This is a genomic window from Pseudonocardia pini (assembly GCF_013870575.1).
Classification (GTDB): Bacteria; Actinomycetota; Actinomycetes; order Mycobacteriales; family Pseudonocardiaceae; genus Pseudonocardia; species Pseudonocardia pini.
This window is the reverse complement of record NZ_JACBXB010000157.1, coordinates 1-8,998: the sequence shown is the minus strand read 5'-3', so window position 1 is coordinate 8,998 and position 8,998 is coordinate 1. Positions and strand designations below refer to the sequence as shown.

The window sequence follows — 8,998 nt, the reverse complement described above, 5'->3', positions numbered from 1 at the left end:
GGCCGCGCGCAGCGGCATGTCCTCCGGCAGCGCCTTCTGCTGCGGGATGTACCCGATCCCGCCGCCACCGCGCCGCACGGGCTCGCCGCCGACGAGCACCTCGCCCGCCGTGAGCGGCTGCAGGCCGAGCAGCACGCGCAGCAGGGTGGTCTTGCCGGATCCGTTGGGGCCCAGGACCGCGAGGAACTCACCGGGTCGGACGTCGAGGTCCAGCCCCTCCCACAGCACCCGGGGGCCGAACTCCACCCGCGCGCCGCGCAGCGAGGCGGCGGGGGTCGCTGCGGTCATGACTGCATTGTTCACGCCGCCCGGTTCAGAGCTCCGGCCAGGGCATCGAGCTGCGCGGACTGCCACGCGACGTAGGAGTCCACGCCGTCCGGGAGGGTCTCGGTGAAGGCCACCACGGGGACGTTCGCGGCGGCGGCGGCCTTCTCGACCTCCTGCGTCGACGGGCTCTCGGTCTGAGCGTTCGCGACCACCGCGCGCACGGTGGGCACCACCGCGACGGTCTCGGCGAGCACCGCCGCGGCCGGGTCGTTGCCCTCCTCGACGGCCTCGGAGAAGGACTCCGGGGTCGCGTTCTCCAGGCCTGCGGCCTCGGTCAGGTAGAGCGGAACGGGCTCGGTCACGGCGATCCGTTGTCCCGCCTGCGCGGCCTTGATCGCGTCGACCTTCTGCTGCAGCCCGTCGAGCTCGGTGCCGAGGCGTTGGGCGTTGGCGGAGTAGGTCGCGGCGTTGGCCGCGTCCTTCGCGCCGAGGTCGGCGGCGAGCGCGTCGGCGACCTTGCGGACGGTCCCGAGGTCGTACCAGACGTGCTCGTTGAACTCGCCGTGCCCGTGTCCGGCCTCGCCCTCGGCGTGGCCGTCGCCCTCGCTGTGCCCGGCCGCCTCCTCCGCGTGCCCCGCCTCCTCCGCGCCCTCCAGCCCGGAGAGCCCGACGGCGTCGATCACCGTGGGGCTCGTGCCCGCCGACTGCACGAGCTGCGCGGCGAACGCGTCGTACCCGCCGCCGTTGACCAGCACGATCGTGGCGCGGGCGACGGCCGCGGCGTCGGCGGGGGTGGCCTCGTACTCGTGCGGGTCCGCGCTCGGCGAGTCGATGATCGACCGCACCTCGACGAGGTCGCCGCCGACGGCCGTGGCGATGCTGCCGTAGACGTCCGTGGAGGCGACGACGGACGGTCGGCCCGCCTCGCCCTGGGCGGGCTCGCCGGAGCCGCAGGCCGCGAGGGTGAGCAGAGCCGCGCCGGCGAGCAGTGCGGTGGGGACGCGCGTGTTCATGGGTTCCTATCAGGCTGTGCGCATGGTTTTATTGAAAACCGTTGTCACTTCACTCTAGCGGGTGAGGAGGGAGCGGGCTACCGGCCCCGCGCCGCGGGCGGCTACCGTCGTGGAATGAGCGGTCCACCCCACGTCAGGCGACCCGCGACGCTGGCGTCGCTCGCCGCGGAGCTGGGCGTCTCGCGCACCACCGTGTCCAATGCGTACAACCGACCGGACCAGCTCTCCGCGCCGCTGCGCGAGAAGGTCCTGGAGGCGGCGCGGCGCCTGGGCTACCCGGGCCCCGACCCCGTCGCCCGGTCGCTGCGCACCCGGCGGGCGGGCGCCGTCGGCCTGCTGCTCACCGAGGCGCTGTCGTACGCGTTCCGGGACCCGGTGGCCACCGGCTTCCTCGAGGGCCTCGCGCTGGCCTGCGAGCAGGCGGGCCAGGGCCTGCTGCTCGTCCCGGTCAGCCCCGAGCACGCGGACGTCGCGGCCGTGCACCAGGCGGGCGTCGACGGGTTCGTCGTCTACTCGGTCAGCGAGGACGACCCGCACTTCCGCGCCGTGCTGGAGCGGCCCGTGCCCACCGTGGTGTGCGACCAGCCCGTCGGAGTGGAGGGCGTGGACCGCGTGTCCGTGGACGACCGGCAGGGCATGCGGGCCCTCGGCGAGCACCTGACGGCCCTGGGCCACCGGCGGATCGGCGTGCTCTGCATGCGGCTGGGCCCCACGCGACACGACGGGCACGCGAGCCTCGTCCGGCAGGAGGAATCCTCCTATCCCGTGCAGCGGGAGCGGATCGGCGGCGTGCGCGACGCGTTGACCGCGGTCGGCGTGGACTGGTCGGCGGTGCCGGTGGTCGAGCGGTTCGAGCACAGTGTCGAGGCGGGCGCCTCGGGTGCGGCCGAGCTGCTCGCCGCGCACCCCGAGGTGACCGCGCTGGTCTGCACCTCGGACGTGCTCGCGATCGGTGCGCTGCAGCACGCGACCGAGGCCGGGCTGGACGTGCCGGGACGGATCACCGTCACCGGGTTCGACGGCGTTCCGGAGGCCGACCGCCTCGGGCTCACCACCGTGCGGCAGCCGTTCCGGCGCAAGGGGCAGGTCGCCGGTGAGCTCCTGCTGGACCGCGGTGAGCGGAACGTCCCGAAGCAGGTCGTGCTGCCCACCGAGCTCGTGGCGGGCGCCACCAGCGGGCCCGCGAAGAACCGCGAGGAGTTCTTCTCAGGCTGGTGAGCGCGCCTCGGCGAGGGCCGTGAGCACCCCGGTCAGCTCCTCGGGACCGGAGACGCGGTGGGTCGCCGCCGTGTCCCCCTCGCCGACCTTGACCCCGACGTCGCCGGGGCGGAGCCGGGTGAAGACCGTCTCGTCCGTGCGGTCGTCCCCCGCGAAGAACACGGCGGCCGCACCGAGCCGCTCGCGCAGCGCGTCGATCGCCGAGCCCTTGGTGACCTGCAGCACCGCCAGGTCGATCACGGACTTGCCCGGGGTCGGGTCGATGCCCGCCCAGCTGCCCGGCCCGCGCCGGACCTCGTCCAGGACCCGCTCGCCCACCTCCGGCGCCGCGTTCCGCACGTGCACGGCCACGCCCGCCGGCTTGTGCTCCAACGCGACCCCGGCCGCCCCCGCCACGAGGTCGGTCAGGGCCACGGTGAGCTTGTCCAGCAGGGCCTGCTGCTCGGCCGTCAACAGCGCGGTGTCCCCGTCGACCAGCCCCGGCCCGAACTCGCCGCCGTGGCTGCCGACCATGTGCACCGGCGCCTCGAACCCGGAGACGGTGCCGAGGTCGGCGAGGCCGCGTCCGGAGACCAGCACGACCGTGGTGTCCGGTGCCTCCGCCAGCGCCCGGACGGCGGCGGCCGACCCGGGCAGCGGCCGCGCGTCGGAGGGGACGGGGACGATCGGCGACAACACGCCGTCGAAGTCCAGCGCGACGAGCAGCGGGCTGCCCAGCGCGGTCACGTCGTCCTGCAGGCTCACGTGTCCAGTCCCAGCGCCTGGAGGAAGGACCGGGCCCAGCGGTCGACGTCGTGCGAGAGGACCTGTTTGCGCAGGGTGCGCATCCGCTTGCGGCTCTCCTGCGGCTCCATGGTCAACGCCTGGTAGAGGGTCTCCTTGACGCCGTCGGTGTCGTGCGGGTTGACCAGCAGCGCGCTGGTCAGCTCCGCGGCGGCGCCCGCGAACTCGCTGAGCACGAGCACCCCGCCGAGGTCGTGGCGGCAGGCGACGTACTCCTTGGCCACGAGGTTCATCCCGTCCCGCAGCGGGGTCACCAGCATGACGTCGGCGGCCAGGAAGAAGGCCGCCAGCTCCTCGCGGGGCAGGGACTGGTGCAGGTAGTGCACGGCGGGATGGCCGACGTGGGCGTACTCGCCGTTCATCCGGCCGACGGCGAGCTCGATGTCGTCCCGCATCCGCTGGTAGTGCTCCACGCGCTCGCGGCTCGGGGTGGCGAGCTGGATCATCACCGCGTCGTCGACCGAGACCCGGTCCTCCTCGAGCAGCTCGTGGAAGGCACGCAGCCGGACGTCGATCCCCTTGGTGTAGTCCAGCCGGTCCACGCCGAGGATGATCTTCTTCGGGTTGCCGAGGTCCTCCCGGATCTGCGCCGCGCGCTTCTTGACGGCGTCGGTCTGCGACAGCTCGTCGAGGTGCTTGGAGTCGATCGAGATCGGGAAGGCGCCGAGCTTCACCGTCCGCCGCCCGACGGTCACCTCGTTGACCTTGTTGCGCACCGTGCCCGCGCCGGCGAGCCGGGTCGCGAGCCAGCGGAAGTTGCGCACGCCGCCCGCGGTGTGGAAGCCGATGACGTCCGCGCCGAGCAGCCCCTCGATGATCCGCGACCGCCACGGCAGCTGCATGAACAGCTCGGTCGGCGGCATGGGGATGTGGAGGAAGAAGCCGATCTTCAGATCGGGCCGCAGCTCGCGGAGCATGCCGGGCATGAGCTGCAGCTGGTAGTCCTGGACCCACACCGTGGCGCCCTCGGCGGCGACCTTCGCGGTGTAGTCGGCGAACCGCTGGTTCACCGTGACGTACGCCTGCCACCAGTGCCGGTGGAAGGCGGGCGGGGCGACGACGTCGTGGTACAGCGGCCACAGTGTCCCGTTGGAGAACCCCTCGTAGTAGTCCTCGACCTCGGCCGCCGAGAGGTTCACCGGGTGCAGCTGCAGCCCGTCCTCGATCAGTGGGTCCACGTCGACGTCGGGCACGCCGGGCCAGCCGATCCACGCGCCGTCGCGGGCGCGCAGCATCGGTTCCAGCGCCGTGACCAGGCCGCCGGGGCTGCGCTTCCAGCGCCGACCGCCGTCGGGCAGCTTCTCGAGGTCCACGGGGAGCCGGTTGGCGACGACGATGAACTCGGGCGGGGGTAGCTTCTTGCTGCGGGCCACGGTGTCCTCCTGTCGTACGGGAGGAACCCTACTGACCGCCGGGGATGTTCGCGGGTTCTGAATCGTCCGCAGTGACCGCGGCCGCTCTCCGACGTGGACTGCCCAGGATCTCGCCGAACGTCACGCCCGCGGCGAGCGCGAGGCCCGTCGCCAAGGCGAGGGTGACGGTGACCAGTCCTTCGGACAGTCCCTCCACGGCGAGCTGGTAGAAGCCGCGGTAGGCGGTGTAGCCGGGCAGCAGCGGGGTGATCCCGGCCAGCGTCACGACCAGGGACGGCACCTGTGAGGTCCGGCGCAGCAGGCCCGCCCCGGCCCCGACGACGACCGCCGCGACGCCCGTCGCCGCCACCGGCCCGAAGCCGGTGAACTCGTTGAGCGTGGAGTAGACGCCCCAGCCCAGGGCCCCGGCGCCCGCGGCGACGACGAGCGATCGCAACGGCGCGTACCCCGCCAGCGCGTACCCGGCCGCCGCCACCGCGCCGAGCAGCAGGGACAGGCTGAACCGCCCGACGCTCACCGACACCGACCCCGCCACGTCCAGCGCGATCCCCACCGCGAACCCGAACTTCAGCCCCAGCACGACCCCGGTCAGCAGCCCCGCCGAGAGCAGCGCGATCTCCGCGACCCGGCCCGCCGCCGTCACGTAGTAGCCGGAGATGGCGTCCTGCACGGTGCCGACCACGGACAGCCCGGACAGCAGCACCGTGATGCTGGCCGCGACCACCAGCGACGGCCGCGTGCCCGGCGGGAACAGCCCCGCCGCGAACAGCCCGATGGTCACCGTGGTTGCCAGCAGACCGCCCATGACCTGCTGGAAGAAGGCGGGCAGCCCCCACCGGTTGAGCAGCCGCCCGATCCGGTCGATCGCGCCGGTCACGAGGAACGCGGTGACCGCCGTGACGGGTCCGCCGCCGAGCAGCACGGCGATGGCGCCCGCGAGCAGGCCCCAGCCGGCCGTCGCGGCCCAGCGGGGGTAGGGGTGGCGGGCGTCGATGGCCTCGTCGAGGGCCCGCGCCGCCGCCCGCAGGCTCAGCCTGCCGGACTCCAGGTCGTCGACCACCCGGTCGACGTTCGCGAGCCGGGTGAGGTCGAGCGTCTTGTACTTGACCAGCCGCATGGAGGTGACCGGCGTGGCCGCGTTGCCGCGGTGGCAGCAGATGGTGATCGAGGTGAAGGTGATGTCGACGTCCACCGCGGGCAGCCCGCACGCGTCGGCCAGCCGCAGCATCAGGTCGGTCACCACGGCCACGCTCTCGCCGCTGGAGAGCTGCACCTCCCCGACCCGCATGCAGAGGTCGAGCACCTCCTGCACCCGCGCGTCGTCCGGGACCTGGGGCCCCACCATCAGCATGGGCAGGGTCGGCGGCCCGGCCGCGAGCAGCCGTTTCGCGTCCCGCTTGAGTGTCGCCCGGAGCCGGTTCGCCAGCCGTTCGGCGGGGTTGAGCTCGTCCACCACGGCCGCCAGGCTGCCATCCGCCCCCGGCGCTCTACGATGAGGGCCGCCGGATCGCTGGATCCGGCGACGCCGGTGTAGCTCAGTGGTAGAGCAACTGTCTTGTAAACAGTAGGTCGTCGGTTCGATCCCGACCTCCGGCTCCCTCGCGACGAGGCCCGATCAGGGCCGTGCGGCCGAGCGCAGGAAGCGGCGCAGCTCGCGCGTCACCTCGTCCGGAGCCTCCACCGGGCTCGCGTGGCCCGACGCTGCGAGCACGACGAGTTCGGAGGCGGGCACCGCGGCGTGGATCGCCTCGCCGATCGCGACGGGGGCGCGGACGTCGTGCTCGGCGTAGAGCAGGAGCATCGGAACGTCGACCTCGGGCAGCACGTGACTCTGGTCCGCGACGCTCGCACGGGCCAGCGCGCGGAAACCCGCAGGACGGAAACCTCGGACGCTGTCGACGAACCTCGCCACGAGCTCGCCCCCGGCCGTCGCCGAGAACATCGAGGGCAGCATCGCGGCGACGAAGTCGTCGGGCGGGAGTGTCGACGCCTGCAGCGACCGGGTCAGCCGCCGATCCGCTTCGTCGGCGCCCATCGAGCCCACCCAGCCGGCGTACCCGCTCACCAGGACGAGCGACGACACGGCGGAGCGGTGTCGGTGGTACGTCGCGAGCACCAGCGAGCCGCCGAAGGACAACCCGACGAGGTGGGCCCGCTCGATCCGGAGGACGTGGAGGAAGGCAGCCAGGCAGTCGGCGTAGCCGACCATGCCGAAGTCCTCCGGTGGGTCCGAGGACTCCCCGGCACCGGGTGCGTCCCAGGCGATCACGGTGAACTCGTCGGCGAGCGCCTCGATCTGGCTGCCCCAGGACGACCGGGCGTCGCCGACGAAGCCGTGCGCCAGGACGACCGGCGGCCCGGTCCCGGCGCGCTCGTAGGCGATGTCCAGCCCGTGCACCTCGACGTGCATCGCCGGGAGTGTAGTGCCGTCCACCCGGACCGGACCGGACCACGCGAGCCTGCCGGACCTCGATCGCCGAGCGGGCCAGGCGACCGCCCCCCCGGCTCGGACGACGTCGCCGCGGCCGACCGACCCCCGGCGGTGCCTTCCTGACTGGCTTCGATCTCTGATGTTTCAGCACCCCGACCGTCAGAGATCGAATCATCGGGGTGCTCAACGGTCAGAAATCTCGACCATCCGGGAAGGGGATGCGTCAGGCCCACCCGCGCCCGCGGCCGGGTCAGCAGTGCTTCATCTCCTGCGGGGTCGCCTCGACGCTGATCGCGTCGCGGTGCACGAAGCCGGTCTGGCCCTGCGGGTCCGGGGTCAGGCTGATGCGGAACCAGTTGTGGTTGCCGTTGATCTCCTGGCCCTCGGTGAAGCACAGGGCGGTGACCTGCTGGTTGGGCCTGAGGTTGGTGAAGACGGCCCCGGACCCGTTGTTCGAGGTCTGGTACGCCGTGGTGGGCGCCTTGATGTAGGCCTCGAAGCCGACGGGCGCGGCGCTCGCGGACCCGGCGAAGCCCACGAGGCCCGCGAGAGCGAGTCCTGCTCCGGTGGCCGCGAGAACGATCCTGCGCATGACGATGTCCTTCCGTTCGGTGGTCGGCACCGGTTCTCCGGCGCCGACCACCAGGGTCGTCGGAAAGGCCGTCGTGCGGAGTCGGGCGATCGGCGGATCGGGTGGAGGACAGCGGGCTCGGGCGATCGGGGGACGCCTCCGCCGCGGCGAGGGGGGCTACTCGGGTCGGGTCCGCCACGCCTGGTCGACGTGCTCCTGCGCCTTGTCGAGGGCGACCTGCGCCGCGGCGCGAGGCGTGTCGTCCGCCAGGCGGAGCGCCGCCTCGGTCCTGCGCTGCGTCGTCAGCACCTGGCTGACGGCGAGCCGGTTCAGCCCGAGGGCCTTCGCGATCTCGCTGGGTTCGACGCCCGCGTCGTCCAGTTCCCGGAAGCGGGCGTCGCGCTCGTGCTGCGCCGCCTCGAGCTCGGCGAGCGCGGCGTCCAGCCGCGCTTGTCGGGCGACCAGGTCCTCCCGCTGCTCGGCGGAGAGGGGTAGCCCAGGAGCTCGGCCCAGGACGTCGTCGTTGTCGGCCATCTCGGGATGGTAGGCCGACGCCGCCGTCCCCGCGCCGGACGTTTCGGGCGGGTCACCGGGTGTAGACCGTCTGCTACTTCAGCGAGAGCCCGCGCCCTCCACCACCTCGCGCAGCCGCTGCAGCTGGACCGAGTCGGTGCGGCGCACGGCGGCGCGGATCACCGGGCCGAGCAGGGTGGTCACCCCGCGCGTCGCGACGTCGGCGCTCAGGTGCGCGCGGGTGCCCTCGCCCTCGGGTTCGAGCCGGTAGACGTAGCGTGCCGTCACCCCGCCCTGCACCGACTCCAGCGTCAGCGCGGTACCGGGCACGACCTCGGTGATCGTGCTGGTGCGCTCCTTGCCCCGGGTGTGGAACGTGAGGGTCGCGCCCTCACGGCGCAGGGTGTCGACGCCGGGGAGCCACCGGCCGCCGCGCTCCCAGTCGGTCAGCTCCCGCCACACGTCCGACACGGGCCGGTCGATGAGCACCTCGGTCTCGAACGCCTTCGCCATGCGCGTGATCGTGGCCGACGGGTCATCGCAGCACTTGTACGGATTTCACAGCTCGGGGACGAACCCGTCGGCGGCCTGGCCGACCGCGAACACCGCGCGCTGCGCGCGGACGTACGCCGAGGGGGTCACGCCCGTGTGTCGCTTGAAGTCCCGGATGAAGTGGCTCTGGTCGAACCAGCCCCATTCGGCGGCGAGCCCGCTCCACGCGACGTCGGCGTGGACGTCGAGCGACGCGAGCAGCCTGCGCAGCCGCAGGATCCGGCCGAGCGCCTTCGGGGTCAGGCCCACGACCCGCTCGAACTCGCGGTCGAGGTGG

At 73.1% G+C, this 8,998-nt stretch carries 10 protein-coding genes, 1 tRNA gene and 1 pseudogene; 2 read left to right on the top strand and 10 right to left on the bottom strand.

The features are described from left to right. Positions 1 to 207, bottom strand: a pseudogene (locus tag H5J29_RS11930) (ATP-binding cassette domain-containing protein); the annotation flags it as partial. A 92-nt stretch (positions 208 to 299) separates the two neighbouring features. Next, the gene (locus H5J29_RS11925; protein WP_181781000.1) at positions 300 to 1,280 is read right to left on the bottom strand and encodes a metal ABC transporter solute-binding protein, Zn/Mn family; all 981 of its coding nucleotides are present in this window, start codon (positions 1,278 to 1,280) and stop codon (positions 300 to 302) included. Between the two features lie 114 nt (positions 1,281 to 1,394). Between H5J29_RS11925 and H5J29_RS11920 the strand changes: the two genes are divergently transcribed. Continuing rightward, complete coding sequence (locus H5J29_RS11920) at positions 1,395 to 2,498, top strand: LacI family DNA-binding transcriptional regulator (RefSeq protein WP_181780999.1); 1,104 nt, start codon at positions 1,395 to 1,397, stop codon at positions 2,496 to 2,498. On the opposite strand, the gene otsB is transcribed toward H5J29_RS11920, so the two are convergent. From otsB to H5J29_RS11905, 3 genes are read right to left on the bottom strand one after another with little or no spacing between them, the layout of a single operon-like run. Beyond that, a complete protein-coding gene (otsB, locus tag H5J29_RS11915) occupies positions 2,487 to 3,242 on the bottom strand; it encodes a trehalose-phosphatase (protein ID WP_181780998.1) in 756 nt (251 codons plus the stop codon). The two genes, H5J29_RS11920 and otsB, sit on opposite strands and share 12 nt — an antisense overlap. Further along, positions 3,239 to 4,654 carry an alpha,alpha-trehalose-phosphate synthase (UDP-forming) gene (locus tag H5J29_RS11910; protein WP_181780997.1) on the bottom strand — a complete coding sequence of 472 codons (1,416 nt, stop codon included), beginning with the start codon at positions 4,652 to 4,654 and terminating at the stop codon, positions 3,239 to 3,241. Before H5J29_RS11910 ends, otsB begins: the two co-directional genes overlap by 4 nt. 28 nt (positions 4,655 to 4,682) lie before the next feature. Then, a complete protein-coding gene (locus H5J29_RS11905) occupies positions 4,683 to 6,110 on the bottom strand; it encodes a threonine/serine exporter family protein (protein ID WP_312858172.1) in 1,428 nt (475 codons plus the stop codon). Positions 6,111 to 6,178: 68 nt separating this feature from the next. Between H5J29_RS11905 and H5J29_RS11900 the strand changes: the two genes are divergently transcribed. Further along, a tRNA-Thr gene (locus H5J29_RS11900) sits at positions 6,179 to 6,250 on the top strand. 19 nt (positions 6,251 to 6,269) lie between these two features. Here the strand turns inward: H5J29_RS11900 and H5J29_RS11895 are convergent. From H5J29_RS11895 to H5J29_RS11875, 5 genes are all read right to left on the bottom strand, one after another. Continuing rightward, a complete protein-coding gene (locus H5J29_RS11895; RefSeq protein WP_181780996.1) occupies positions 6,270 to 7,064 on the bottom strand; it encodes an alpha/beta fold hydrolase in 795 nt (264 codons plus the stop codon). Positions 7,065 to 7,335: 271 nt separating this feature from the next. Further along, on the bottom strand, positions 7,336 to 7,677 hold the full coding sequence (locus H5J29_RS11890) for a hypothetical protein (RefSeq protein WP_181780995.1): 342 nt from the start codon (positions 7,675 to 7,677) through the stop codon (positions 7,336 to 7,338). 156 nt (positions 7,678 to 7,833) lie between these two features. Next, positions 7,834 to 8,190, bottom strand: a complete 357-nt coding sequence (locus tag H5J29_RS11885; protein ID WP_181780994.1) for a hypothetical protein — start codon at positions 8,188 to 8,190, stop codon at positions 7,834 to 7,836. 78 nt (positions 8,191 to 8,268) lie between these two features. Continuing rightward, positions 8,269 to 8,682 (bottom strand): SRPBCC family protein, encoded by a 414-nt coding sequence (locus tag H5J29_RS11880; protein WP_181780993.1) that lies wholly within the window; start codon positions 8,680 to 8,682, stop codon positions 8,269 to 8,271. 45 nt (positions 8,683 to 8,727) lie between these two features. Next, positions 8,728 to 8,998, bottom strand: a 271-nt coding sequence (locus tag H5J29_RS11875; protein ID WP_181780992.1) for a helix-turn-helix domain-containing protein, incomplete at its 5' end; no start/stop codon positions are given.

Coding starts and splice junctions, on each gene's coding strand:
- H5J29_RS11920 (WP_181780999.1), top strand. CDS start 1,395: ATGAGCGGTCCACCCCACGTCAGGCGACCCGCGACGCTGGCGTCGCTC.
- H5J29_RS11925 (WP_181781000.1), bottom strand. CDS start 1,280: ATGAACACGCGCGTCCCCACCGCACTGCTCGCCGGCGCGGCTCTGCTC.
- H5J29_RS11880 (WP_181780993.1), bottom strand. CDS start 8,682: ATGGCGAAGGCGTTCGAGACCGAGGTGCTCATCGACCGGCCCGTGTCG.
- H5J29_RS11885 (WP_181780994.1), bottom strand. CDS start 8,190: ATGGCCGACAACGACGACGTCCTGGGCCGAGCTCCTGGGCTACCCCTC.
- H5J29_RS11895 (WP_181780996.1), bottom strand. CDS start 7,064: ATGCACGTCGAGGTGCACGGGCTGGACATCGCCTACGAGCGCGCCGGG.
- H5J29_RS11890 (WP_181780995.1), bottom strand. CDS start 7,677: ATGCGCAGGATCGTTCTCGCGGCCACCGGAGCAGGACTCGCTCTCGCG.